The 24,339-nt window shown below is 56.2% G+C and carries 24 protein-coding genes; 11 read left to right on the top strand and 13 right to left on the bottom strand.

What is annotated here, in order from left to right:
- Positions 1-9 precede the first annotated feature (9 nt).
- Both pcaB and pcaCD read left to right on the top strand, forming a co-directional pair.
- Positions 10-1,413 (top strand): 3-carboxy-cis,cis-muconate cycloisomerase, encoded by a 1,404-nt coding sequence (gene pcaB / locus AC1RVX_RS18370; RefSeq protein WP_493218047.1) that lies wholly within the window; start codon positions 10-12, stop codon positions 1,411-1,413.
- Complete coding sequence (gene pcaCD, locus AC1RVX_RS18375; protein ID WP_493218048.1) at positions 1,410-2,672, top strand: bifunctional 4-carboxymuconolactone decarboxylase/3-oxoadipate enol-lactonase PcaCD; 1,263 nt, start codon at positions 1,410-1,412, stop codon at positions 2,670-2,672. The genes pcaB and pcaCD overlap by 4 nt, the downstream gene beginning before the upstream one ends.
- 67 nt (positions 2,673-2,739) lie before the next feature.
- Here pcaCD and AC1RVX_RS18380 read toward each other — a convergent pair whose 3' ends face one another.
- Together AC1RVX_RS18380 and AC1RVX_RS18385 are read right to left on the bottom strand one after the other, a co-directional pair.
- Positions 2,740-3,711 (bottom strand): PDR/VanB family oxidoreductase, encoded by a 972-nt coding sequence (locus AC1RVX_RS18380; protein WP_493218049.1) that lies wholly within the window; start codon positions 3,709-3,711, stop codon positions 2,740-2,742.
- Positions 3,708-4,739: a Rieske 2Fe-2S domain-containing protein gene (locus tag AC1RVX_RS18385; RefSeq protein ID WP_493218050.1), complete on the bottom strand. Its 1,032-nt coding sequence runs from the start codon at positions 4,737-4,739 to the stop codon at positions 3,708-3,710. The genes AC1RVX_RS18380 and AC1RVX_RS18385 overlap by 4 nt, the downstream gene beginning before the upstream one ends.
- 133 nt (positions 4,740-4,872) lie before the next feature.
- Here AC1RVX_RS18385 and AC1RVX_RS18390 point away from each other — a divergent pair, with 133 nt between their 5' ends.
- Both AC1RVX_RS18390 and AC1RVX_RS18395 read left to right on the top strand, forming a co-directional pair.
- The gene (locus tag AC1RVX_RS18390; protein ID WP_493218051.1) at positions 4,873-5,367 is read left to right on the top strand and encodes a MarR family winged helix-turn-helix transcriptional regulator; all 495 of its coding nucleotides are present in this window, start codon (positions 4,873-4,875) and stop codon (positions 5,365-5,367) included.
- A 44-nt stretch (positions 5,368-5,411) separates the two neighbouring features.
- Positions 5,412-5,873 (top strand): cache domain-containing protein, encoded by a 462-nt coding sequence (locus tag AC1RVX_RS18395; RefSeq protein ID WP_493218052.1) that lies wholly within the window; start codon positions 5,412-5,414, stop codon positions 5,871-5,873.
- 36 nt (positions 5,874-5,909) lie between these two features.
- Here the strand turns inward: AC1RVX_RS18395 and AC1RVX_RS18400 are convergent, their stop codons facing one another.
- From AC1RVX_RS18400 to AC1RVX_RS18430, 7 genes are all read right to left on the bottom strand, one after another.
- Positions 5,910-6,611 (bottom strand): ABC transporter ATP-binding protein, encoded by a 702-nt coding sequence (locus AC1RVX_RS18400; protein WP_493218053.1) that lies wholly within the window; start codon positions 6,609-6,611, stop codon positions 5,910-5,912.
- Positions 6,604-7,383, bottom strand: coding sequence for an ABC transporter ATP-binding protein (locus tag AC1RVX_RS18405; protein ID WP_493218054.1), 780 nt, complete (start codon positions 7,381-7,383; stop codon positions 6,604-6,606). Before AC1RVX_RS18405 ends, AC1RVX_RS18400 begins: the two co-directional genes overlap by 8 nt.
- Positions 7,380-8,426 (bottom strand): branched-chain amino acid ABC transporter permease, encoded by a 1,047-nt coding sequence (locus AC1RVX_RS18410; protein WP_493218055.1) that lies wholly within the window; start codon positions 8,424-8,426, stop codon positions 7,380-7,382. The genes AC1RVX_RS18405 and AC1RVX_RS18410 overlap by 4 nt, the downstream gene beginning before the upstream one ends.
- Positions 8,423-9,289 (bottom strand): branched-chain amino acid ABC transporter permease, encoded by an 867-nt coding sequence (locus tag AC1RVX_RS18415; protein WP_493218056.1) that lies wholly within the window; start codon positions 9,287-9,289, stop codon positions 8,423-8,425. Before AC1RVX_RS18415 ends, AC1RVX_RS18410 begins: the two co-directional genes overlap by 4 nt.
- A 100-nt stretch (positions 9,290-9,389) precedes the next feature.
- Entirely contained in the window at positions 9,390-10,592 is a 1,203-nt protein-coding gene (pcaF, locus tag AC1RVX_RS18420) for a 3-oxoadipyl-CoA thiolase (RefSeq protein WP_493218057.1), read from the bottom strand.
- A gap of 11 nt (positions 10,593-10,603) precedes the next feature.
- On the bottom strand, positions 10,604-11,248 hold the full coding sequence (locus AC1RVX_RS18425) for a CoA transferase subunit B (RefSeq protein ID WP_493218058.1): 645 nt from the start codon (positions 11,246-11,248) through the stop codon (positions 10,604-10,606).
- On the bottom strand, positions 11,245-11,910 hold the full coding sequence (locus AC1RVX_RS18430; RefSeq protein ID WP_493218059.1) for a 3-oxoacid CoA-transferase subunit A: 666 nt from the start codon (positions 11,908-11,910) through the stop codon (positions 11,245-11,247). The genes AC1RVX_RS18425 and AC1RVX_RS18430 overlap by 4 nt, the downstream gene beginning before the upstream one ends.
- A 256-nt stretch (positions 11,911-12,166) precedes the next feature.
- On the opposite strand from AC1RVX_RS18430, the gene AC1RVX_RS18435 reads away from it, so the two are divergent.
- Positions 12,167-13,006: an IclR family transcriptional regulator domain-containing protein gene (locus tag AC1RVX_RS18435; RefSeq protein WP_493218060.1), complete on the top strand. Its 840-nt coding sequence runs from the start codon at positions 12,167-12,169 to the stop codon at positions 13,004-13,006.
- A 151-nt stretch (positions 13,007-13,157) separates the two neighbouring features.
- Here the strand turns inward: AC1RVX_RS18435 and AC1RVX_RS18440 are convergent, their stop codons facing one another.
- Genes AC1RVX_RS18440 through AC1RVX_RS18450 form a run of 3 tightly spaced genes read right to left on the bottom strand, consistent with a single transcriptional unit; the run spans position 13,158 to position 14,714 of the window.
- A complete protein-coding gene (locus AC1RVX_RS18440) occupies positions 13,158-13,775 on the bottom strand; it encodes an FMN-dependent NADH-azoreductase (protein ID WP_493218061.1) in 618 nt (205 codons plus the stop codon).
- Positions 13,776-13,779: 4 nt separating this feature from the next.
- Positions 13,780-14,223: a GNAT family N-acetyltransferase gene (locus tag AC1RVX_RS18445; protein ID WP_493218062.1), complete on the bottom strand. Its 444-nt coding sequence runs from the start codon at positions 14,221-14,223 to the stop codon at positions 13,780-13,782.
- On the bottom strand, positions 14,220-14,714 hold the full coding sequence (locus AC1RVX_RS18450) for a carboxymuconolactone decarboxylase family protein (RefSeq protein ID WP_493218063.1): 495 nt from the start codon (positions 14,712-14,714) through the stop codon (positions 14,220-14,222). Before AC1RVX_RS18450 ends, AC1RVX_RS18445 begins: the two co-directional genes overlap by 4 nt.
- Before the next feature lie 58 nt (positions 14,715-14,772).
- On the opposite strand from AC1RVX_RS18450, the gene AC1RVX_RS18455 reads away from it, so the two are divergent.
- Positions 14,773-15,258: a MarR family winged helix-turn-helix transcriptional regulator gene (locus tag AC1RVX_RS18455; RefSeq protein WP_493218064.1), complete on the top strand. Its 486-nt coding sequence runs from the start codon at positions 14,773-14,775 to the stop codon at positions 15,256-15,258.
- Between the two features lie 284 nt (positions 15,259-15,542).
- On the top strand, positions 15,543-16,718 hold the full coding sequence (locus AC1RVX_RS18460; protein ID WP_493218065.1) for an ABC transporter substrate-binding protein: 1,176 nt from the start codon (positions 15,543-15,545) through the stop codon (positions 16,716-16,718).
- Between the two features lie 90 nt (positions 16,719-16,808).
- Here the strand turns inward: AC1RVX_RS18460 and AC1RVX_RS18465 are convergent, their stop codons facing one another.
- Entirely contained in the window at positions 16,809-18,617 is a 1,809-nt protein-coding gene (locus AC1RVX_RS18465) for a sigma 54-interacting transcriptional regulator (RefSeq protein ID WP_493218066.1), read from the bottom strand.
- 291 nt (positions 18,618-18,908) lie between these two features.
- Here AC1RVX_RS18465 and AC1RVX_RS18470 point away from each other — a divergent pair, with 291 nt between their 5' ends.
- From AC1RVX_RS18470 to AC1RVX_RS18485, 4 genes are read left to right on the top strand one after another with little or no spacing between them, the layout of a single operon-like run.
- Positions 18,909-20,378 carry a benzaldehyde dehydrogenase gene (locus AC1RVX_RS18470; RefSeq protein WP_493218067.1) on the top strand — a complete coding sequence of 490 codons (1,470 nt, stop codon included), beginning with the start codon at positions 18,909-18,911 and terminating at the stop codon, positions 20,376-20,378.
- Positions 20,379-20,417: 39 nt separating this feature from the next.
- Complete coding sequence (locus AC1RVX_RS18475) at positions 20,418-21,185, top strand: coniferyl-alcohol dehydrogenase (protein ID WP_493218068.1); 768 nt, start codon at positions 20,418-20,420, stop codon at positions 21,183-21,185.
- Positions 21,186-21,245: 60 nt separating this feature from the next.
- Positions 21,246-22,955, top strand: coding sequence for a DUF1302 domain-containing protein (locus AC1RVX_RS18480; protein ID WP_493218069.1), 1,710 nt, complete (start codon positions 21,246-21,248; stop codon positions 22,953-22,955).
- Positions 22,956-22,968: 13 nt separating this feature from the next.
- Positions 22,969-24,327, top strand: coding sequence for a DUF1329 domain-containing protein (locus tag AC1RVX_RS18485; protein ID WP_493218070.1), 1,359 nt, complete (start codon positions 22,969-22,971; stop codon positions 24,325-24,327).
- The last annotated feature ends 12 nt before the right edge of the window (positions 24,328-24,339 follow it).

A 24,339-nucleotide genomic window follows, 5' to 3' on the forward strand; every position in this document is an offset into this window, starting at 1 on the left:
GGAGTTCTCTTGAGCGTATCCATCTTCGACAACTTCCTCACCACGCCCGACATGATTGCTGTCTTTGACGATGCAGCAATCGTGCAGGCCATGTTGCGCTTTGAAGCTGCACTGGCGCGCGCCCAGTCTGAGGAAGGCTTGCTTCCAGCAACGACGGCACACGCCATTGCTGGCGTCTGCAATGCGCAACTGTATGACATCCCGGCCATTGTCAATGCTGGCCGCCGTGCCGGTAGTCTGGCGATTCCGCTGGTGCACGAATTGACACGCGCCGTGGCGCTGTATGACGCAGAGGCGGCAACGCGCGTGCATTGGGGTAGCACCAGCCAGGACGTGATCGACACTGCCATGGTGCTGGCCACACGCAACGCGCTGCAGTTGCTGGACGACGGCCTGCATGACCTGACCGGGCATCTGCTGCAATTAGCGGATCAACACATCGCCACGCCGGTACTGGCACGTACGTTAATGCAGCCGGCACAAGTCAGTAGTTTTGGTTTCAAGATAACTGGCTGGCTGGCACCGCTGGTGCGCGCACGTGCACGTCTGCGCGAATGCGCTGCACGTGCGTTGCAACTACAATTGGGCGGCGCAGTCGGCACGCTGGCAGTGATGGGTGAGCAAGGCACCGCAGTAGCCGCACGCGTAGCCAGCGATCTGGGCCTGAAGCTGGCTGATGCTGCGTGGCACACGCAGCGCGACGAATGGGTGCGACTGGGGCTGGAAGTGGCAGTCCTGACGGGTAGTTTGGGCAAGATCGCTACCGATGTCAGCCTGATGGCACAAGGTGAAATCGCTGAACTGGCCGAACCATCCGGTCAGGGTCGCGGTGGTTCTTCCGCCATGCCGCATAAACGCAATCCAGTATCGTCCATGATCGCACTGGCCGCAGCTATCCGTACACCGCAGCACGGTGCTGCGTTACTGGCAAGCATGGGACAGCAACATGAGCGCGGACTGGGTAACTGGCAGGCCGAACTTGCAGAATGGCCTGGCCTGTTTCTCAGTGCACACGGTGCGCTACAGGCACTGAATGACGCCTTTGCGGGCCTGCAGGTTGATACTGGCCGCATGCTGCGCAATATTGACGCCCTGCAAGGACTGGTCTTTGCCGAAGCAGCATCGGCGGTACTGGCAGCCAGCATTGGCCGCCCGGCAGCTCACCGGCTGCTGGAACAAATGAGTCGCGAAGCACTGGCCAGCCAGCGTCATTTGCTTGATGTGCTGGCTGACGCTGTACAAGCCGACGCCAGCTTGCGCAAACAAACTGATCTGCCCGCCCTGGCTGCGCTATTCGACCCAGTTGCAGCCACTGCCCCCGCACAGCGTCTGGCGAGGCAGCAGCTAGACCGTCTGCACAGCGACATCACTGCACTAAATGCCACCCATTTTTATCACAGGACTACTGCATGAGCTTCGACCCTATCGACCACGACTTCGAGCGTGGATTACATAATCGCCGCGCCATTCTTGGGGATGCCTGGGTGGACCGCTCCCTGACCAACGCCAACAGCTTCAACGCCGAGTTCCAGAACCTGATCACACGCTTTGCCTGGAATGAAATCTGGGGTCGGCCTGGTCTGGAACAGCAAACCAGGCGCGCCATTGTTCTGGCCATCACGATTGCGTTGGGGCGCTGGGAAGAGTTCGATTTGCATGTGCGGGCCGCGCTACTGGGTGACGAAACAAATCGCCTGACGCCGGACGAATTGAAAGAAGTATTAATACAGTCTGCCATCTATGCTGGTGTCCCTGCTGCCAATACCGCGTTTACCCATGCACAAGTGATCTTGCGTGAAGTAGGACCGCAAATCGGCTATGAACTGACACCGCTGTCACCAGACGCTACCTGCCACCCTGGCATTGGTCACGCCGCCCGTAGTGCCGGCCAGCCCGCGCTGCACTATACGACTCGTGCACCACGCAACGGCAAGGCACCGCGACACACTGTAGTACTAAGCCATGCGTTGGGCTGTGACCTGACCATGTGGGACGACCTGGCCAATCTGCTGGCTGAAGACTGCCGGGTGATCACCTACGACCATCGCGGCCATGGCAGTTCCGAAGCACCGACGGGCATGTACAATATGGCCGACTTGGCAGACGATGCGGCAGCCCTGCTGCGCGAATTGGATACAGGGCCGGTAGTGTGGATAGGCTTGTCGATGGGCGGAATGGTGGGCCAGGAACTGGCACTGCATCATCCTTCCCTGATACGGGCACTGGTGCTGGCCAATACCACTTCAGGCTATCCCGATGTCGCACGCGAGGCCTGGCGCCAGCGTATTGCTACCGTGCGCGAAGGCGGTATTGAAGCTATTGCCGACGCTGTGATGGGGCGTTATTTTCGCGAACAATTCCGTAGCGACCACGCAGCTACAGTCACTCGCTTCCGTCGCCGGGTGGTTAGCACGGATGCAACAGGTTATATTGGTTGCTGCCATGCAGTTGGTACTGTCGATACAACTGGCCGGTTGAGTACCATTGCCGCGCCAACGCTGGTGATCGCTGGCGAGCTGGACCAGGGCACGCCAGTGGAGATGGCACGAACACTGGTGGCTAATATCCCCGGTGCGCAATTGAAGATATTGGATCAAGCATCGCACCTGAGTTATGTCGAACAACCTCTGGCCTTCACACTCGCGGTTCAGGAATTTATTGCCACGCTGTAAACCGATGCTGGCCGTCAGATCGCCATCCTTGTAGATGAGCGACCGGATGGCTGGCGAGGCTGTTCAATTATAAATCCAGCAGTAAAGTACCCGTTTTGGAACGTGAACAACAAGGCGTGAACTGGTCATTGGCCGCTTGCTCTGATTCATCCAGATACAAGTCGCGATGATCAGGAACACCTTCCAGCACGCGTGTCAGACAGGTACCGCACACACCCTGCTCGCAAGATGCAGGAATGAACACGCCCGCATCGCTCAGCACGCGTAATACCGTGCTACCGGGTGGAATGATATACACCTTGCCGCTTGAAGCCAGCCGCACTTCAAATGCCTGGTCACCACCCACCACTATAGCTGGGGCTACTGCAGCACCAAAGTACTCAAGGTGCAACTGCGCCTGAGGCCAGTCGTGCGCTTTGGCCGTGGCCTTTACATGATCGATGAAACCGGCCGGACCACACAGATAGATGTGGGTCTGACGGTCCAGCCGCGTCAGCAGCGTGGGCAAATCCAGCTTCTGCGCCGCATCCCCATTATCGTAGTGAAAATGCACCTGCTCCGCGAATGGTGCTGCTGCGATGCGCTGACGGAACGCCGTACGTTCGGGTGAGCGCGCGCAATAGTGCATCTCGAACGTATCCCCCTGCGCAGACAAGGCTTCTGCCATGGCAAGAATCGGCGTGACGCCGATACCGCCCGCCAACAGCAGGCTGTATTTGGCCTCGGTTAAGGGAAAATGGTTTTTCGGTGTGCTGATCTGCAAGGTGTCGCCAGCTTTAATATCTTCATGCATGGTTTGTGATCCACCGCGTGATGCAGGATCACGCAGTACGCCTATCAGATAGCGGTGACGCTCGCGGGGTGGATTGCAGAGCGAATATTGTCGCACCAGACCCGTGCCTATATGCACATCGATATGCGAGCCGGCAGAGAACGGCGGCAGCTGCGCACCATCCGGGCTGACCAGTTCGTAGCTGCAAATATCGTCTGCTTCGACGTGCTTGCGCTCTACCCGCACTTGCAGCAAACCGGCGCTCATTTCACTTGCTCCCGCTCCAGCCACTGATCCAGTACGCGGCGTGACTGCACGCCACCGGCATCGATATTCAACATCAGCAGCTTACGCTCGGGATGACGCAGAATATTGGCCTGCTGCAGCTCCAGCATCTCGCGGTCTTCACCAAATATCTTGCCCTGACCTTCACGGATAGTGGCAGTCAGTTCCTTGTCGTCAGGCCTGAAATTGCGTGCCATGCCCCAAAAATACCAGTGCGAGGTCTCGGTTTCTGGCGTAATGAAGTCGACCACAATGCTCGATGCCTTGTGTTGCGAATCGGCATTGTAACCACCCTTGCCTGCATGCGCGACGCCGACCTCAATCATCACGTGGCTGGGTGGTGTAAAGCGGCAGATCTGCCAGCGGTCCACCGGTACGTCGTCCGCCAAACCGTTTCCACGCAGAGCTGCGCGCCAGAATGGTGGTGCCATGATGTTTTCCATGAAGCGACTGGTGATGACTTCCTCGCCCTCGACGCGGGTGTTGACAGGCGCCTCGTCAATTTCCTTCTGGCCGATGCTGGACGCATGCACATAGGTTTCGTGCGTCAGGTCCATCAGATTATCGATCATCAGCCGGTATTCGCAGTTGATGTGATACAAGCCACCACCATAAGCCCATTCCGGATTGACAGCCCATTCCAGATGGTGAATCTTGGCCGGATCAGCCAGTTCGCGCTCGCCGGTCCAAACCCAGATGAAACCATAGCGTTCCTCTACCGGATAACTGCGTATGCAGGGAAAACCACGCACGCGCTGGCCCGGCATGCTGATCACCTTGCCGTCGCAGCCCATCTCCAGTCCATGATAGCCGCACACCAACTGGCCGTCGCGAACAAAGCCCAACGACAACGGCGCGCCACGGTGTGGACAAAAATCCTCCACCGCTGCGACCTTACCTTCCGGTCCGCGATAAAACACGATCTGCTCGCCGCAAATCTTGCGCCCCAGCGGCTTAGTTTCTATTTCATCCGGCGTGCAAGCTACATACCAAGTATTTTTAGGGAACATCCTGGTCTCCTTTTTTGAGTTTTAAGTTAATATTCAGTGTACTGAATATAGTAAAGTATAGACTGGAATCCGGCGATGTATACGTCGTACACGAATTCTTTTTACGTTGCACCGCAACAGCTGAGAAAACACTATGCAAACAACAGAAAGCAAGCTGATTGACTTGTACGAACATCCGGGCCATTTGTTGCGCCGCGCGCAGCAAATCTCGGTATCGATTTTTTATGATGAAATGGGTGATGAACTGACACCGGTACAGTATGCAATGTTGCGCAACCTCGAAAATCACGAGGGCATCGATCAGGTATCGCTTTCTGCCATCAGCGGCATTGACACCTCGACCGGTGCCACCGTATGCGCGCGACTGGAGGAAAAGGGTTTGCTGGAACGCCGGGTCATCCCGACCAACCGTCGCCAACGTGCACTGACTATCACCCACGCTGGCGAGCAATTGCTGAATGACCTGATCCCCGGTGCGCAGCGACTGCGACGCCGTTTGCTGGCACCGTTGACGGATGCAGAACAGCAGCAATTCATGAAACTGCTGACCAAACTTGTGCAGGAAAACAACGAGCAAAGCCGCGCCCCGCTCACCAATAGCGCACCAGCCCAGCGCGAGGTAAACTAGTGCAATAACACAGGAATATTCCATTCACCACATCAGGAGACATTATGAAACCTTACGCCATCGCCAGCTTGACCGCCCTATTACTTGCTCCTGTCCTGCCCGTCCTGGCACAGACCGCCACCAAGGCCGATGCTATTGCTTTGGTGGACAAGGCGGTGGCAGATATCCAGAAAAAAGGTATTGATGAAGCCTGCAAAGACTTTTCTGATCCCAAGGGTGGCTTTATTCAGGGTGACCTGTATGTTTTCGTCCAGGACGCGCAGATGATGATGGTCTGTCACGCCGTAACGCCCAAGATGAATGGCAAAGACATGTCACAGTTGAAGGACGCCAACGGGAAAAAGTTTGTACAGGACATGCGGGACATGGCCCAATCGAAAAAATCCGGCTGGGTCGATTATGTCTGGGTCAATCCAGTCACCAAGACACTGGAAGACAAAACGTCCTATATCCGTCTGGCAAGCGACAAATACACAGTTGGTGCGGGCATCTACAAGCCCAAATAAGTTGGCATTCTAAGCTGGCATTCGATTCCCTATGAGTCAGGCAACGGCGACAAGGTGATCCAACTTGTCGCCATCTGCCAACAGGCTGGCACTGTCCGAATCGTGCACGATGCGACCACGATCGAGCACGATGGCGCGCTGCGTCAACGACAGCGCCAGGCGCGCATGCTGCTCAACCACGATCACCGACATGCCATCATCCTGCACAAGTTTGCGGATCACCCGCATCAATTCCTGTACGATGATGGGTGCCAGGCCTTCCATGGGCTCATCCAGCAGCAAGATACGAGGGTTGGTCATCAGTGCGCGGGCAATTGCCACCATTTGCTGTTCACCGCCGGATAGCTGGTTACCCATGTTGCTACGGCGCTCGAACAGCCGCGGGAATATCTGATACACCTTCTGCAGATCCCATGGTCCAGGACGCGCTACCACCGTCAGATGTTCTTCCACCGTCAACGAGGGAAACATATGTCGCTCCTGTGGCACCCAGCCCAAACCAACTCGCGAGCGCTGATGCGTGGGCGTGCGCACGATATCGCGCCCGGCCCAGCGAATCGTGCCGCTGTGCAGCCGCGTCAATCCCATCAGCGTCACCAGCAGGCTGGTCTTGCCGACACCGTTGCGACCGAGCAATGCCAGACTGTCACCTTCTTTCAGTACGAACGAAACATCCTCCAGTACCACCGATTCACCATAACCGGCGCAGACTTTATCGAGTGCCAACAACTCAGACATATTCAGCCTCCCCCAGATAGACTTCCCTGACCCGAGGATCTGCCGCAATCTCGTCCGGCGTGCCTTCGGTCAGCACCTTGCCAGAGACTAATACCGTAATACGGTCGGCGAAACGAAACACCAGTCCCATATCATGTTCAATAAATAGCACAGTGACTTCGCGCGGCAGTTGGGCCAGCACCTCGAACAGCTCCTTGCTTTCGGTCTGCGGGATGCCGGCGGCTGGTTCGTCCAGCAGCAAAATGCGTGGTTTGGTAGCCAGCGCCAGCGCAATTTCCACCAACCGCTGTTTGCCATAGGCCATGCTGCGCGTGATGCTATTGGCCTGATCACTCAGTTTGAGTGTGGCGAGCAGGGTCATCGCCTCTTCAATGACGTCGGCTTGCTTTGCCACAGTTTGATACCAGATCGACTGTAACCCGCGTCGCTCGCAAATGGCCAGTGCCACTGACTCCAATACCGTCATACCAGCAAACAAGGTATTGAGCTGGAAGGTGCGGGTCATGCCGCGTTGCACACGCCGGTGCTGCGGCAAATGTGTAATGTCTTCACCGCCCAGATACACTTTACCGCTGCTGGGTAAAAGACTACCTGTCAGCAAATTGATAAAGGTGGTCTTGCCTGCACCGTTGGGACCGATCAGTGCATGGCGTGCACCGGGCTTGAAGGTCAGGTTGATGTCGCTGTTGGCGACGAATGCACCCCACTGCTTGCTCAAGCCTTCGGTGCGTAATGTGATGTCTGTGTTGTCGTCGTTATTGGGATGCCTCATGTTTGCTCCCTGCCCAGCAATGATTTGACACGGCGGGCCAGTACTTCCAAGCCACCAAGAATACCGCCACGTGCAAACAGTACGATCACCATCAGCAGCAGACCAATATAAAACTGCCAGTATGCTGGGTTGAGCCCTGAAAGATAGTCCTGTGCCAGCATGTACACTGCAGCGCCAATCAGCGCCCCGTACAGTCGACCAGTTCCGCCCAGCACCAGCATGATCAACAGTTCTGCCGAGCGTGGAAAGCCCAGTGAATCCAGCCCGACAAACTGTGTGGTTTGCGCCAGCAGTGCCCCCGCCAAACCGGCCACTGTCGCAGCGACCGTAAATACAGCTACCAGACGGCGATTAACATTGACGCCCAGTGCAGGCATGCGGCGCACGCCCTCGCGAATGCCGATCAGACTCAGACCAAACGGCGACTTCACCAGTCGGCGCAGCAACAAAAATACAAGAAATAATACGGCTAGGCTATAACAATAAGCGACCTTGCCGTTCAAATCGAACTCGAAGACACCGAACAATTTACCGACCACCATGCCGGACAAACCATCCACGCCGCCAGTCAGGAAAGATGCTTTATTGGCTGCTTCAAACAACATCAGGCCGATACCTAGTGTGACCATCAGGCGGGTCAAATCCTGGCCACGCACCACTAGCCACGATGTAATAAAGCCAAACAGCCCGGCAACAGCAGCGCCAGCCAGCAATCCGCTGAACGGTTCACTCCAGCCGTGCACAGACAACAGGCCGGCGGTGTAGGCACCCAAGCCGAAGAAAGCTGCGTGTCCCAGCGAAACAATGCCCGCATAGCCCAGCATCAGGTCCAGTGACAGCGCGAACAGACCAACGATCATGATCTGACTGATCAGTACCAGGTAACCAGGAAAAGAAAAATACGCCGCCACCGGCAGCAGCCAGAAAGCAACTTCCAGCAGCGTCCAGCGATCATGGGGTAAACAAGGTACGGGCGTCACCTGAGATTGGATAGTTGTAGCAGCGTCAGCCGGTTGGATGACGGCTTCGGCAGGGGCGTTCATGCTTTCCTCCGTATCAAACCAGCCGGAAACAATATCAGCAACAACACCATCAGACCATAGATGACGAAGGCACCCACTTGCGGCACGTAGTATTTGCCGGCCACATCGAACACACCAAGGATCAACGCCGCCAACAGTGGCCCTTTGATCGTCCCGGCTCCACCCACGGCGACCACCAACAGGAAGTAAACCATGTATTTGATCGGGAAAGTCGGATCCAACCCCAGTACATCAATACCCAAGCCTCCGCCCAGCCCGGCCAAGCCAGAACCCAGCGCGAAGGTCAGGCTAAATACCAGGCTGACATTGATACCCAAACCAGCAGCGGCAGTCTGATTATCTACCGACGCCCGAATTTGCGCTCCAAAACGGGTACGTTCAATCAATAAACCCAAGGCCACGGTAACCAGCACCACCACGCCAATCAGGAACAGACGGTAGACACCAACATCCAGCCCCAGCAGCGATACCTGACCGTGCAACCAGTCCGGCAGTGTGACTGGCTGTTGCGTCGGGCCGAATAACCAGGTGGCACCTGCTACCGACATGAAGGTAAGACCGATAGAGAACAATACCTGATCCAGGTGGCTTGCCTGGTAGAGGCGACGATACAAAAGCCGTTCCAGCACCAGCCCGGCGACGGCGGATGCCAGAAAAGCCAGCGGCAGCGACGCCAGGAATGGCACTCCCAGCCGGGATAGCAGCGTGACGCTGACATACCCGCCCAGCATCGCAAAAGCACCGTGTGCCAAGTTAATGAAGTTCATCATACCCATTGTTACCGACAGACCAACGCTGATGAGAAACAACAGGCTGCCATAGGCGATGCCGTCGAACAGCACACCAGCAATATTGGTCAGCATGACGTACTCTCAGCGCGCATGTTGGTATGGTATTTCTTTTTATCACCCATATTGTCCCCTGCCAATCCCAACGACAAACTACACGAATTACATTTTTCAATCACACTTTTTCAATGATCATCGCAATGCCCTGCCCCACCCCTATACACATGCTGCACAGCGCATAACGTCCACCGCTGCGATGCAATTGGTAGGTCGCCGTGGTAACCAGCCGGGCACCGCTCATACCCAGTGGATGGCCCAGCGCAATAGCACCACCATTTGGATTGACGCGCGAGTCGTCGTCACGCAGGCCCAACTGGCGCAACACGGCCAGACCCTGCGCAGCAAAGGCTTCGTTCAGTTCTATCACATCCATCTGTTCCAGTGTCAGGCCAGTCTGGCGCAGCAGCTTTTGTACTGCAGGTACCGGGCCGATACCCATGACACGCGGTGCCACACCAGCAGTTGCCATACCAACGACGCGTGCTAACGGCTTTAGTCCATACTGGCGCGCTGCGTCGGCATTGGCGATCAGCAGCGCGCAGGCACCGTCATTGATGCCAGATGCATTGCCTGCGGTAACACTACCATCCGCTCTGACCACGCCTTTCAACTTCGCCAACGCATCCAACGTGGTAGCGCGCGGGTGCTCGTCCTGATTAAAAATGACGGGATCACCCTTCTTCTGCGGCAGCGATACGGGCATAATCTCACGTGCAAAAATGCCTTCGGCGATGGCGACACCTGCCTTGTTCTGGCTGGCCAGCGCAAACGCATCCTGGTCGGCACGGCTGATACCATAATCCTGGGCAACGTTTTCTGCCGTTTCTGGCATGGTCTCGACGCCGTAAACTTCCTTCAGCGCTTTGTTGATGAAGCGCCAGCCCATGGTCGTATCCTGCAGTGACGCATTGCGCGCAAACGCTGAATCAGTCTTACCCATAACGAAAGGTGCACGTGTCATCGATTCGACTCCACCTGCTATCAACAGGCTGGCGTCACCAGCCCGGATTGCGCGTGCCGCAGTACCGATGGCGTCCATTCCCGAACCGCACAGCCGGTTAATGGTAGAGCCTGGCACTTCCTGTGGCAAGCCTGCCAGCAATGCCGACATGCGCGCCACATTGCGATTGTCCTCGCCAGCCTGGTTGGCACAGCCGTAGATCACGTCATCGACTGCAGTCCAGTCGACGCCCGGATTGCGGCGCATCAGTTCACGCATAGGCAGTGCACCGAGGTCGTCCGCACGCACGTCTTTTAACGATCCGCCGTAACGACCTATTGGCGTTCGCACTGCATCACAGATATAGGCTTCGTTCATGTTATCCCCTTTTATTTTAACGGTAACAGCGGCGCGCCAGTGGCGGCCTGTAACTCTTCAAAGCTCATGCCTGGGGCTATCTCGCGTACTGCCAATCCCTGAGGTGTCACATCCAGCACGGCCAGGTCAGTATAGATACGGTTGACACAAGCCATGCCAGTCAATGGGTAACTGCATTGGGTGACGATCTTGCTTTCACCTGTCTTGGTCTGATGGTCCATCATCACGAACACCTGTTTGGCACCGATTGCCAGGTCCATTGCGCCGCCCACGGCCGGGATGGCGTCGGGCGCACCGGTGTGCCAGTTGGCCAGGTCACCGTTGGCTGCTACCTGAAAAGCGCCGAGCACGCAGATATCCAGATGTCCTCCGCGCATCATAGCGAACGAATCACCGTGGTGAAAGTAAGCTCCGCCTGTCAGCAGCGTGACCGGCTGCTTGCCAGCATTGATAAGGTCTTCGTCTTCCTCGCCGGGAGCTGGTGCAGGCCCCATGCCCAGCAAACCGTTTTCGCTATGCAAAAACACTTCTCGCTCGGCTGGCAGGTGGTCGGCCACCTTGGTCGGCAAGCCTATGCCCAGATTGACATAAGCTCCTTCAGGGATGTCTCGTGCAACACGGGCCGCCATCTGGTCGCGGGTATATTTATTCGTCATGCTGACTCCTTCACCACGCGTTGAACAAAGATGCCGGGCGTGATGATCTCTTCAGGATCCAATTCGCCCAGTGCCACCACCTGTCGCACCTGCGCGATGGTAGTCCGGGCCGCCATCGCCATGATGGGGCCAAAATTACGGGCCGTCTTGCGATACACCAGATTGCCCCAGCGGTCGCCGTGCAGCGCCTTGATCAGCGCAAAGTCGGCGTGAATCGGCGCTTCCAGCACGTAGTGGCGGCCATTGATCAGACGTGTCTCTTTGCCCTCCGCCAGCAAGGTACCATAACCAGTCGGCGAGAAAAAACCGCCAATACCGGCACCGGCAGCACGGATGCGCTCAGCCAGATTACCTTGCGGGGTCAGTTCCAGTTCGATTTCGCCAGCACGGTATAGCGCGTCAAAATGATGAGAGTCAGTCTGGCGCGGGAAAGAACAGATGATCTTGCGCACCCGTTTGCTCTTCAGCAGCGCGGCCAGCCCCGTTTCACCGTTGCCGGCATTGTTGTTAACGATCGTGAGTTCGCGTGCGCCCTGCGCAATCAGCGCATCTATCAGCGCGGACGGCATGCCAGCGTTGCCGAAGCCGCCAATCATGACCGTAGCGCCATCGTGAATATCAGCCACGGCGCGCTCCAGCGACTCAAAAGTCTTATCAATCATATGTCTGCCCTTGTTATTCACTTTACTAGGACTTACGCAAAACTGCCCCAGCTGCGTTGCAGCTCCTAGCCGTACTATTCGTACTGTCTTCGTCGCTACGCCTTGCTGAGACCGTTTTGCGTAAGTCCTATTTACGACTAATTATGTGCGATAATCGAACAAATGATTGTTTATCGCACGAATAGTGTAACAAGGTCACATCCTGCTGGTCAACAAATAAAACTATCGAACTTACCGACTGCATTAAAATTACGTCATGTCCAAGATCACCAAACCCAAAACCAATACCCCAGAAACCGGGCAAGAACACGAACCAAGCATCTCGGAGCAGATCGACGCACTGACCGATCCCAGTTTCATGACCTCGCTGGCGCGCGGTCTGGCTGTGGTGCGTGCTTTCAGTGATTCACGCAAACCGCAGACCATTGCCAATATCAGCCAGAAAACCGGGATTCCACGCGCAGCCGTACGGCGCTGCCTGCACACCTTGCGTGAACTGGGCTACGTGGATGCGGAGTTGAATAATTTTTCACTACGACCCAAGGTGCTGACGCTGGGATATTCTTATCTCTCGTCAACACCGCTGACGGTGTCAGCCCAACCGTACCTGAACAACATCAGTCGTACCTTGAACGAATCGAGTTCACTGGCGGTGCTGGATGACGGTGAGGTGCTGTATGTGGCGCGCGCCGCGACTTCACGCGTGATGTCAGTGGCGCTGAACACTGGTAGTCGCCTGCCCGCTTACTGCACTTCGCTTGGTCGCGTGATGCTGGCGTATCTGCCACCTGATGAACTGGAGAAGTACCTGGCACGTACCAAACTGCGTCCGATGACGGAACATACAGTGATCAACCAAAAACGTCTGCGGGAAGTCCTGGCCGACGTGCGTCAAGCTGGCTATGCCATCAATAATGAGGAACTGGAACTGGGCCTGCGGTCCATTGCTGTACCTGTGCGTGGCGCGTCCGGTACAGTGTTGGCAGCATTGAACGTGGGGACACAGGCGTCCCGCGTCAGCGTCAAACAGTTGAAAAATGAGTTCCTGCCGGTGCTGTTGCGTGGCGCACAGGAACTCTCAATATTACTGCCATAGAAGCAACGGATGCAATCAAAGGCATCAGACCGAAGATGTGATCGGCAAAACCCTCTGTGTCCCCACTGTGTTGGCGTAGCACTCCTCACTCTGTAATGACTTTGATTTGCTTCAGTTGCCGTCCAGGGTGCTGAATCAATTTATCCGTCAATCACCAAGGCCAGGATTTCACGGATAACCACTCTTCGAAACGCGCACGCGATTCCATTTGGGCCTGGTGCGACCGGTTGCAATTTTCTAGCGCGAATGCCTGAAAATTGCGCAGGCCGATGGTCTCGAAGACGTAGCGCAGGTAAGGTGTTGCCCAGTCGGTTTGCGACGACGGACCACTTCCGAGAGTACCCCCACAGGCTATTAGCACGCACACAGGCCGGTCACGCAGCAGCCCCACTTTGCCATTACTGGTTGAGCGAAAGCTGCGGTCTGGACGTACCACATGGTCGATCCAGCTTTTTAACACTGAGGGTACGCTAAAGTTGTGCAACGGGGTAGAAAGCAGGATGGCATCGGCGGCATCAAGTTCATCTATCAGCGTCTCTGAAAGCACCAGTTCCTGATGATGAATACTGTTGCGCTGCGATGCTGCCGTCAGGCTTGCACTCGCGAATGCTGCGCTGACGTGCGGTACAGCAGTTTCTGCCAAGTCACGTAGCACAACGCTCAGTCCGGACATCCGGACCTCTATACCCTGTACAAGTTCATCTGCAGCCTGACGACTGTGTGATACGCCGGCGCGTGGGCTGGCGGCAACGTGCAGCAGTGTTGCCATATGCTCATACCTCAATCGGAACGTTAAAGCGCAGAGCACTTGCCAGTAAGCCGCAGCGAAAATAGAAGCGATGGCCAAGCGAGTTCGACAAAGGTGTGTCCAGTACAAGTTTGCCGCAACCTAATGCACGTGCCCGGTCGCGTAAATACGCCATCAACTGTTCACCATAGCCACCACTGCGTAGAGCCGCATCTGTCACCAGGTCGTCCACATAGAGGAAGCGACCATGCACCAAATTCTCCTGCACGCGATAGCCAGTCAGCGCCACGACTTCGTTTCCGTCGAACAAGCCAGCCAGGTGGTAGCCCTCTGCTGCCTGACGTCGCCAACGGTCGCAAAATTCATCCTCAGATGTGAGGTGCGGGCGCAGTTGCCGCATCAGCCGGAAGCAGCCGCGCACGTCTGCTTCACTACTGACCGACTGAAGTACCAGGTTCTGTTTACTCATAATCTCCCGCCTTCTGTCATTTGGTCTCTGGGAATAGGCGGAGAGAACTGCAAGGCACCTGCAATACGATTCCAGGCATTGATAGCACCCACAGCAGTGGTCAGAAAAGCTATTTCAGATTCGCTGAATTCTGCTTGCAGCCCGATATACACAGCGTCGGCAACGTGTTGTTGCGCCATCAAGGTCAGTGCTTCAGTCCATGCCAGTGCGGCGCGCTCACGTGCTGAAAACACGCCAGCTTCACGCCATGTTGCGACCAAGTCGATTTTTACCTGCGCCAAACCCAGCTTGCGCGCCAGATTCAAATGGAACTGAAGGCAAAACGCACATCCATTTAGCTGGGAGGCTCGCAATTTCAACAGCTCGGTGAGTTGCTTGTCCAGTCCTGAGTCGTCAACTGCCTTTCCCAACAGTCGTAGCGCTGCAACGACGCTTGGCGCAGCTAGTTCAAAAGATGCCCAATCGCTTCGTCGATTGAATAAAGATGTCATAATGCACTCCAAAGGATTAATATAAGAACTCGAACAATAATATACGAACTCTAACATTATGCGCAAGTCAAAAATACAAGGCACGCCGATTCCAGAAATAGGTGAAGGCAAACGAGGTGAAACAGGTCACATCGGTTATCTGTTACGGCAGGCCCATGCGGCTCACAGAATCAGGATGGAACGTTCTTTACAAGACATGGGTCTGACCTTGCCCCAGTTTTCGGTGTTGACCATGCTCGCAGCATACCCAAGCGCTTCTGGCGCAGAACTGGCCAGATTGTCACTACTGACACCGCAAACGATGAGCGTTATTGTCGGAAACCTGGAGCGTGCCGGAGCAGTTTCACGGCGACCGCACCAGGAACATGGCCGGATACAAATTATCGAGATCACCGAGGCGGGGCTGGAGCTGCTTACTCGCTGCAAGTTAGCGGCCCAGGCAGTTGAAACGACGCTGTTGGCTGATGTTAGCCAAGCCGATGAAATTGCAGTTCGCCGCTGGCTGGTTCAGGTCGCAAAGCGCCTGGACGCAACCAGTGAATGAAGAACATTGAGTCATATCAAACAATGGAGACCACGTAAATCTGGCAACTGGTGTGCGCTTAGTGCGAAAGGATAATCGCACATTTTTTAAATTGTTCGATTATCGAACAATGGATTGTTAATCGCACACACATTAGATACTATATATAAAGCGATCGGCTATCTACAAATGCCGCGTGGAAGAATTGAAACCTGCTGTTGCGAACAATCGCCACGTCTGGCTATTCTTCAAAAAGAAAAAAGAACGCAGAACGCAGAACGCACTGAACAATATAGGAGACCAGCATGACAATGAAAAAATTTGTATCAATGGCGACATTGGCAGCCGTTGCATGGTTAGCACTGCCGCTGGCGCAGGCCGAAGACACCATCAAGATTGGCTTGATCGCCGCCTTCTCAGGCCCCTTCGCCGATTATGGAAAACAAATGGAAGGTGGCATCAAAACGTGGATGGCACAAAACGGCAACACGGTTGCAGGCAAAAAAATTGAGATCATCGTCAAGGACACCACAGGCCCATCACCTGAAATCGCCAAGCGGCTGGCGCAGGAATTGGTGGTGCGCGACAAGGTCGATTTCCTGGCTGGTTTCGGCCTGACGCCAGAAGCGCTGGCCGTTGCCCCCATTGCTGAACAGGCAAAGAAGCCGATGATCATCATGAACGCCGCCACATCGGTGATCACCACCAAGTCCAATTACATCGTGCGCTTTTCGATGACGCTGCCGCAGATCTCTGCACCTATGGCAACCTGGGCAGCAAAGAACAACATCAAGAAAGTTGTGACACTGGTGGCCGATTATGGCCCCGGCATTGATGCCGAAACGGCGTTCAAGAATGAGCTGGTCAAAGGCGGCGGCACGGTTACTGAGGCAATCCGTGTTCCGCTACGCAATCCAGAATTCGCGCCTTACATTCAACGCGTCAAGGACGCCAAGCCAGATGCCGTGTTCATTTTCGTGCCAGCTGGCGAACAAGGCATTGCCTTCATGAAGGGTTACCGTGAGCGCGGCCTGGCTGCGGCGGGCATCAAGGTTATCGCCACAGGCGACCTGACCGATGACCATGTACTGCCTGCCATGGGTGACACCACATTGGGCGTGATCACCACTTTTCACTATTCAGCAGCGCACAAATCACCAGAAAACCAGGCTTTCCTGAAAAGTTTTGCGGCTGCCAATCCAGGTGCAGGCCGCCCCAACTTCATGGCGGTGGCGGCATATGACGGCATGGCGGCGATCTATGAAGTAGTACGTAAATTGAACGGTAAAATCGACGGCGACCAGGCCATGGCCATTCTGAAGAACATACAGCTCAACAGCCCGCGCGGTCCGATCGCCATTGACCCACAAACCCGTGACATCGTGCAGACAGTCTACGTGCGCAAGGTTGAAAAGGTCGGTGATGAATTCTACAACGTCGAATTCGACCAGTTCAACCACCAAAAAGATCCTGGTAAATAAGGCTGAGTGAATCCAGTCATCTGCTTTCCAAAAGACCGCCTCCGCCCGTATCCTGCTGGCGGAGACTACCGGAGCATGTGTGACCGGAGCTCAGCCTTGCTGCAGCTTCTTCATCCGGTATGACAACTGTGGCCGCGTCAGGCCCAGCATGCGTGCTGCTGCCGACAGATTGCCATCAGCCCGCTCCACCGCCGCGAGTATCAAGGTACTTTCCAGATGGTCCAGTGACCAGCCCAGGTTCTGCTCTGATGCTTGTTGCAGCATGCCGGGAAGCACATCGAGCAGCGCACCACTGGGCGGCGCTTCCGTTGCGGCGGCACCGTGACCAGTCAGGCGACCTGTTTGCGCCAGTGAGAAATACGAGGTTTGTGATTCTTCACCACTGGTGAACAGGTGAGGCAGATCTATTGGACCATCCTCGTTAGCAAAAATGACACCACGCTCCACCAGGTTTTGCAGCTCACGAATATTGCCGGGGAAGTGGTAGTTGAGCAAGGCATCCACCGCACGTGCAGTAAAGCCGATCACACGGCGCTGATGCTTTTGCCCGTAATGGCGCATGAAGTAACCCATCAACAGTGGGATGTCGTCGCGCCTGTCCCGCAGTGGCGGCAAGTGGATGGGGAACACATTCAGGCGAAAGAACAAGTCTTCACGAAAGCGACCCTGCCGGATCTCCTCACGCAAATCGACATTGGTTGCAGCCACCAATCGGACATCAACCTTCACGCTGCGCACACCCCCTACCCGTTCAATTTCGCCCTCTTGCAACGCACGCAGCAGCTTGCCCTGCGCGACCATGCTGAGCGTCCCAATTTCGTCGAGAAACAGAGTTCCACCCGAGGCACGCTCGAAACGACCTGGCCGTGACTGGCTGGCGCCGGTGTAGGCACCACGCTCCACGCCAAATAGTTCAGACTCGATGAGCGTCTCGGGAATCGCCGCACAATTGACCGCCACGAAGGGCTGCGCCTTGCGGGCGCCTATCTGGTGCAGCATGTGGGCGAACAGCTCCTTACCCACACCGGATTCACCAGTGAACAGTACCGTGGCCGCAGTCGGCGCGACTCGCCGTAACATGTGGCAGGCCGCGTTAAAGGCCGACGACACGCCCACCATTTCCTTCTCGCCATAAGACCGCCCGTCGTCGCCTGGAAGCACTGCAGCTTGCTGATGTTGCCCAGGTCCGCCGTAAGCCGTGGTACTGACAAAAGACTCCGCGTTCAGGAAACGCAGGTCCTCTTCCACGTTTTCCCATTCATCGGCAGGTTTTCCAATCAGGCGACAATGCTTGTGGCCCATGGACGTGCACTCGACCTCGCGGTAGATGATCAGCCGCCCTATCATCGCGCTGGTATAGCCCATGGCGTAGCCAGTCTGCATCCAGCACGCTGGCTCGGTACCGATGCCGAAATCGGCTGTATGCACCTCGTCCTCACTGGAGTGATGCCACAGGAACTCGCCGTGATAGGTGCCGCGCTCAACATCGAATTCAAAATGCAGTGGCTCAACCTTGACCGCCCCTTCCAGCGAATGCATGCGCGGTCCTGCGGCAAACAGCGTGGCCGCATCAGCATCTGGCCAGCGTTCGCGCAGCAACTGGGCGTCACGTGCACCAGCCGAATAACCGACCCGGGTCAGCAAGCCGCGAGTGCGCCCGGAGCCTATGCTTTCGAGCAGTTCCCGTCGCAGCGCGCCAAGAGAAGTGGTATGCAACAGCTGCATACGCTGGCCGTTGAGCCAGATGCGTCCATCACCAGGCGAAAAATGCAGGCTTTGCGTGAGATCTTCCAGCGTTGGTGCCGCGCCGGCATGAAGTTGTGCGTTATCGCCACGGTTCAGCATCTTGCCGGTGGCGCGAGATACGTCGGACAGTGATACGCGATGGGGTTTGCTCATGTCTCCACTTTCATCGTCTTTTATCAAATCATACATCGGCAAATCTCCAGTTTGATCATTTCATCAATCGCCAGCGCGATATCTTTTTTGCTGCAGCGCGCCACGCCAGATCCTTCAACAGCGACTTAACACACAGTACAAACACCGCTTAGTGCGCCGCAATAACTTCAGCATTCAAGGAGCTGGCACATAACTTGTAATAGCTAAGACAAAAGCGGCAAGCAGACTTTCATGCAACAAACATGCAAGGAAGCTGACTTTCCCACCATCCCTCAATCAACAGGAGACAACATGACTGACGCTATCGGTTTTTTGCGCCCCGCGATCTGGCAAGATCGCATCTTCAATGGTGACTGGATTACTGCCAAGGGCGGCAACCACACTTTCATCGAACCCGCCACCGGCGAACAGTTAGGCCGCATCGGTCTGGCGAATGCAGACGATGTGGCGCTGGCCGCCACACAGGCGCGTGCAGCACAAACCGCGTGGGCCAGCAGCGACTATAAGGAACGCGCTGCCATTTTCCGCAAGGCAGCCGCGTTAATCACCGAACATCATGATGAACTGGCCGTATGGATCGTGCGCGAGACTGGCGCAATTCGCCCCAAGGCCGATCTGGAACTGCGTGAAGCATGCGGACATCTGCAGGAAGCTGCCGCAATGTTGACCCAGCCCAAGGGTCAATTACTGGCTTCGGGCAGCGGTCAGATGAGTATTGCGCGCCGCGTTCCACATGGCGTCGTAGGCGTGATCTCGCCTTTCAATTTCCCTCTTATTCTGTCGATCCGTTCTATCGCACCAGCACTCGCGACTGGCAATGCGGTAGTGCACAAGCCTGATCTGCAAACGCCAATCAGCGGTGGTGTGTTGATTGCCCGTATCTTCGAAGCAGCCGGCTTGCCGAAAGGCGTGCTGCATGTGTTGCCGGGTGCTGCAGAAGCTGGTCAGGCCATGTGCAACCATCCCGACATAGCCATGATCGCTTTCACCGGATCGACCGCTGTGGGCCGCAGCATAGGCGAAGCAGCGGGCCGTAATCTGAAAAAGATGTCGCTGGAACTGGGTGGCAAAAATTCGCTGATTATCCTTGATGATGCTGACCCGGACATCGCCGCCGCCAACGTGGCCTGGGGTGCTTACTTGCATCAGGGCCAGATATGCATGGCTTCTGGCCGCATTCTGCTCCAGCGCGGTATTGCTGACGCCGTCATAGAACGGGTGGTTGCCAAGGCGCGTCACCTGCCGGTTGGTGATCCGATGAAGGGTCAGGTTGCATTAGGCCCGTTGATCAATGCCCGTCAGGTGCAGCGTGTGCATGCCATCGTCGAAGACAGCGTAGCCGCCGGTGCCACCCTGCTGGCCGGCGGCAGCTATGACCGGCAGTTCTACCAACCGACAGTATTGACTGATGTCCGTCCCGGCATGCGCTGCTTCGAGGAAGAATTGTTTGGCCCGGTAGCATCAATCACGGTGTTCGACACCGACCAGGAAGCCATCGACCTTGCTTCAGCCACCAGTGGCTGCCTGGCACTGGGCGTGATTACTCCGGATCTGGCACGCGGCATGTACATCGTGGATCGCGTGCCAGCTGGTCACGTCCATATCAATGACCAGACCGTGCTGGCCGAAGTGCACGCGCCATTCGGCGGTGGTGGCACCTCCGGCAACGGTGGCCGCCACGGCGGCACGGCTGACTGGGACGAATTCACCCAATGGCAGTGGCTGACAATGAAAGCCGAAGCGCCACGCTATCCCTTCTGATTCACACACAACCACACAAAACATCAACCAGGAGACAACATGAAGTTACGTAACAAAACCATCGTCGTTACCGGTGCCGCCTCCGGCATCGGCGCCGAAGTAGCCCGCCTGGCGCGCTTTGAAGGTGCCACAGTGATCGGCATGGACCGCAACGAACCGGGGCTGACACTGGACGGTTTTATCGCAGTCGATATGGGGCAGACAGTCAGCATCGACGCCGCCATCGCCAAACTGCCACAGCGTGTGGATGCACTGTGCAACATCGCTGGCGTGCCTGGCACGGCTGACCCGGCGTTGCTGGCGCGTGTTAACTACCTTGGCCTGCGTCATCTGACCGAAGGTGTATTGCCACGCATGCCAGTTGGGGGTTCGATTGTCAACGTCGCCTCTATCCTGGGCGCGGAATGGCCTGAGCGCACTGCGCTGCACAAGGAACTGGCAGCCGCAAATGGTTTCGCCGCTGGTCAGGCCTGGCTGGAAGCACATCCTGTCCCGGCTGACACCTGCTACCAGTATTTCAAAGAGGCACTGATCGTCTGGACCTATGCGCAATCACAGCCATGGTTTCTGGAGCATTCAGTACGCATGAATTGTGTGGCACCCGGCCCGGTCTTCACACCTATTCTGGGCGATTTTGTATCCATGCTGGGCGAGGAACGCGTGCAGCGCGATGCCCACCGTATGAAACGCCCGGCTTATGCAGACGAAGTAGCTGCTGCAATCAGTTTTCTGTGCAGTGACGACGCACGCTGGATCAGCGGTGTCAACCTGCCGGTAGACGGGGGACTGGTCTCAACTTTTATCTGATGCATACCATCCGTCAGGCCGCGCGTTAGCGGCCACACAACTATAATGAGGAGACTATACATGAAAGCGAATAAACGTCTGAGTCCGACCCTGTTGGCACTGGCTGTGGCAGCCGCACTACCGACCGCCCACGTCTACGCCTACGAGTTCGAAACCGATAATCCCGATCTCAAAATCAGCTGGAATAATACATTCAAATATAGCACCGCGTATCGCCTGAAGGATGCTGATGCGCGTCTGCTGGCCGGTGGCTATCCATCAGCTGGCCCGGGCGACTTCACCGGCTATAACCTTGACGATGGTAACCAGAACTTCCGCAACAAGGGTATCGTCTCAAACCGTGTCGACTGGCTGTCCGAGTTCGATGCCGGCACCCGCAATCTGGGCATGCGCATCAGTGCTGCAGCGTGGTATGACTCCGTCTACAACCGCAGCAACGACAACGCGTCCTACGGCAGTAACGCTGCGACCTTGGTCGGCAACGCCGGCAACAGCTTCACTGACGGCACCCGTACGCTGCATGGCCGCAATGCAGAACTGCTGGATGCTTTTGTTTTCGCCAAGGGGTCACTGGGCGATTTGCCGGGTACCGTGCGCGTTGGCCGCCATACACTGCAGTATGGTGAGAGCCTGTTCTTCGGAGCTAACGGTATCGCCAATGCACAAGGACCGGTGGATCTGGTTAAACTGCTTAGCGTGCCGGGCGCGCAGTTCAAGGAAATCCTGCGTCCAGTCAATCAAATCTCAGGCCAACTGCAAGTGTTGCCGAATGTGTCGATCGGTGGCTACTACCAGTTGGAATGGCGTCCTTCCCAGATTCCTGGTGTCGGCAGCTATCTCAGCTCTTACGATGCTGCAGGTGCTGGTAGCAGTGCCTTTCTGGTGGCACCGACAAACAGCGGCGCACCAGCCTTCTACACTATTGCGGACATGAAGGCAAAAAGCTCTGGCCAGGGCGGCCTGCAAATCAAGTTTACACCTGCTGGCTCGGACGTCGAATATGGTCTGTATGCCGCGCGTTACCACGACAAAACCCCTTATTTTTACCTCCAGTTTGCGCCCAGTTTCCCACCCGGTGCACCGTCCGCCGTGCAGGCAGTGTATGCAGAAGGCATCCGCACTTTCGGTGCCAGTGCCAGCACCGTGTTATTTGGCGCAAACGTAGCGGCCGAAGTTTCGATACGCCGCAACACACCATTGGTCAGTGATCCCACGCCAAACTTTTTATCCCGGGCTGGCACCGGCGTTCTTGCTGACAATAACAGCAACCCTGCTTACGCAGTCGGCAACACGGCACACGTCAACCTCTCAGCGATTTACGTCATGCCCACCACCGCACTGTTCCAGGGGGCGTCACTGCTAGGCGAATTAGCATGGAACCGCGCTACCAGCGTTACCTGGCAAGGTTCGCTTGATCCCAATACCACGCGCGACGCTACCTCGGCACGCATGATCTTCGAACCGTCGTATTACCAGGTAATCAATGGGCTCGATCTGTCAGTCCCGATCGGCATCGGCTACAACATCGATGGCCGCTCGCGTGCCGTATTTAACTTCAACGGCGGCAGCTCGCACGGCGGTGATTTTAATATCGGCATCAACGCCACCTATCGCCAGGACTGGAAGATCGGTATCAACTACGTGCGCTTCCTTGGCGCGGCAGGCACCTTCCTGAAGAATAATCCGGTCACCAACAAACCAATACTGAGCTACGCCCAGTCGCTGGCAGACCGCGACTACCTCTCTTTCACTATCAAACGCGCATTCTAAGGACAAAACTAAAATGAAGACGACTATCAAATTCGCTGCTGCGGCCCTGACCCTGGTTTTTGCTCTGCCGGATGCCGGTGCTGCCGTTACTGCTGATGAAGCGGCCAAACTGCACACCACTCTGACGCCACTGGGTGCCGAAAAGGCAGGTAACAAGGAAGGCACCATCCCGGCCTGGGAAGGTGTCTACACCAAGGTGCAACCTGGCTTCAAGCCAGGCGACTTCCGCGTTGATCCATTCGCCAGCGAGAAACCGGCGCTTGCCATTACGGGCAAGAATGTCGACCAGTATGCGGCCAAACTGTCGGCTGCTACAGTGGCACTGCTGAAGAAATATCCGACCTACCGGCTCGACGTTTTCCCGACCCATCGTACTGGCGGTGCACCATCCTGGGTGTATGACAACACGCTCAAGAACGCCACCCGAGCCAAGTCGATTGACGGCGGCTTCGGGGTGGAAGGCGCATACGGCGGCATTCCCTTCCCGATTCCAAAAACCGGCTATGAAGCAATCATGAACCACCGCTTGGCCTGGACTGGCGAAACGATACAGTTGCCGATCCGCACCATCATCGTCACGCCGGACGGCAAACGTGCGATGGCTACCGAAGCCGAACAGACGCTGATGCGCCCATACTACTTCAAGGAAGGCAGTCTGGAAAAATTTGACGGCATCACCCAGTATGGCCGTCTGATCACCCGCGCCCCAGCGTCCAAGGCGGGCGAAGGCATCCTGGCTTATGACGGCATTGACGAGGCCCACCCACGCGCCATCTGGCAATACCTGGTCGGCCAGCGCCGTGTACGCCGTGCGCCATCAGTGTCCTACGATACGCCGGACTCGGTCACGTCAGGTATCGGCCTGTTCGACGAAGCGTTCATGCTGTTCGGACCTATCGATCATCACGAGTTAAAACTGATCGGCAAAAAGGAGATGTATATCCCCTACAACAATAACCGGGCCGGTGCCGCCAAGATCGCCGATCTGGTCGGCCCACAGTTTCTTAATCCAGATCTGGTACGCTGGGAGTTGCACCGCGTGTGGGAAGTGGAAGCGAACCTGATTCCCGGTAAACGCCACGTGGTCGCCAAGCGTCGCTACTACCTGGACGAGGATACCTGGCAAATCGTCATGATCGACGGTTATGACGCCCAAGGCCAAATATGGCGCGGTAATTACACGCTGACACTACTGGCACCTGACCTGCCGGCTGTGCTGGGTAACATCATGTGGGGCACCTACAACGTGCAGACTGGTGCCTATCTGCTGAACGAAGCCTCGAACGACATGTCATCCCAGGTCAAAGCCATTCCTCGTCTTCCAAACAGCTATTTCGGACCGGAAGAGCTTGCAAACCAAGGCTCGCGCTAAGTGAAGGAGCGA

Source organism: Undibacterium sp. GW821-FHT11B02 (genome assembly GCF_058808955.1).

What these genes read in the sequence shown, in the direction of transcription:
- AC1RVX_RS18440 (WP_493218061.1), bottom strand. Translation starts at nt 13,775, where the DNA reads ATGGCAACACTGCTGCACGTTGCCGCCAGCCCACGCGCCGGCGTATCA.
- AC1RVX_RS18395 (WP_493218052.1), top strand. Translation starts at nt 5,412, where the DNA reads ATGAAACCTTACGCCATCGCCAGCTTGACCGCCCTATTACTTGCTCCT.
- AC1RVX_RS18445 (WP_493218062.1), bottom strand. Translation starts at nt 14,223, where the DNA reads ATGAGTAAACAGAACCTGGTACTTCAGTCGGTCAGTAGTGAAGCAGAC.
- AC1RVX_RS18425 (WP_493218058.1), bottom strand. Translation starts at nt 11,248, where the DNA reads ATGACGAATAAATATACCCGCGACCAGATGGCGGCCCGTGTTGCACGA.
- AC1RVX_RS18390 (WP_493218051.1), top strand. Translation starts at nt 4,873, where the DNA reads ATGCAAACAACAGAAAGCAAGCTGATTGACTTGTACGAACATCCGGGC.
- AC1RVX_RS18450 (WP_493218063.1), bottom strand. Translation starts at nt 14,714, where the DNA reads ATGACATCTTTATTCAATCGACGAAGCGATTGGGCATCTTTTGAACTA.
- pcaF (WP_493218057.1), bottom strand. Translation starts at nt 10,592, where the DNA reads ATGAACGAAGCCTATATCTGTGATGCAGTGCGAACGCCAATAGGTCGT.
- AC1RVX_RS18385 (WP_493218050.1), bottom strand. Translation starts at nt 4,739, where the DNA reads ATGTTCCCTAAAAATACTTGGTATGTAGCTTGCACGCCGGATGAAATA.
- AC1RVX_RS18485 (WP_493218070.1), top strand. Translation starts at nt 22,969, where the DNA reads ATGAAGACGACTATCAAATTCGCTGCTGCGGCCCTGACCCTGGTTTTT.
- AC1RVX_RS18410 (WP_493218055.1), bottom strand. Translation starts at nt 8,426, where the DNA reads ATGAACGCCCCTGCCGAAGCCGTCATCCAACCGGCTGACGCTGCTACA.
- pcaCD (WP_493218048.1), top strand. Translation starts at nt 1,410, where the DNA reads ATGAGCTTCGACCCTATCGACCACGACTTCGAGCGTGGATTACATAAT.
- AC1RVX_RS18400 (WP_493218053.1), bottom strand. Translation starts at nt 6,611, where the DNA reads ATGTCTGAGTTGTTGGCACTCGATAAAGTCTGCGCCGGTTATGGTGAA.
- AC1RVX_RS18465 (WP_493218066.1), bottom strand. Translation starts at nt 18,617, where the DNA reads ATGAGCAAACCCCATCGCGTATCACTGTCCGACGTATCTCGCGCCACC.
- AC1RVX_RS18430 (WP_493218059.1), bottom strand. Translation starts at nt 11,910, where the DNA reads ATGATTGATAAGACTTTTGAGTCGCTGGAGCGCGCCGTGGCTGATATT.
- AC1RVX_RS18470 (WP_493218067.1), top strand. Translation starts at nt 18,909, where the DNA reads ATGACTGACGCTATCGGTTTTTTGCGCCCCGCGATCTGGCAAGATCGC.
- AC1RVX_RS18475 (WP_493218068.1), top strand. Translation starts at nt 20,418, where the DNA reads ATGAAGTTACGTAACAAAACCATCGTCGTTACCGGTGCCGCCTCCGGC.
- AC1RVX_RS18480 (WP_493218069.1), top strand. Translation starts at nt 21,246, where the DNA reads ATGAAAGCGAATAAACGTCTGAGTCCGACCCTGTTGGCACTGGCTGTG.
- AC1RVX_RS18380 (WP_493218049.1), bottom strand. Translation starts at nt 3,711, where the DNA reads ATGAGCGCCGGTTTGCTGCAAGTGCGGGTAGAGCGCAAGCACGTCGAA.
- AC1RVX_RS18405 (WP_493218054.1), bottom strand. Translation starts at nt 7,383, where the DNA reads ATGAGGCATCCCAATAACGACGACAACACAGACATCACATTACGCACC.
- AC1RVX_RS18455 (WP_493218064.1), top strand. Translation starts at nt 14,773, where the DNA reads ATGCGCAAGTCAAAAATACAAGGCACGCCGATTCCAGAAATAGGTGAA.
- AC1RVX_RS18435 (WP_493218060.1), top strand. Translation starts at nt 12,167, where the DNA reads ATGTCCAAGATCACCAAACCCAAAACCAATACCCCAGAAACCGGGCAA.
- AC1RVX_RS18415 (WP_493218056.1), bottom strand. Translation starts at nt 9,289, where the DNA reads ATGCTGACCAATATTGCTGGTGTGCTGTTCGACGGCATCGCCTATGGC.
- AC1RVX_RS18460 (WP_493218065.1), top strand. Translation starts at nt 15,543, where the DNA reads ATGACAATGAAAAAATTTGTATCAATGGCGACATTGGCAGCCGTTGCA.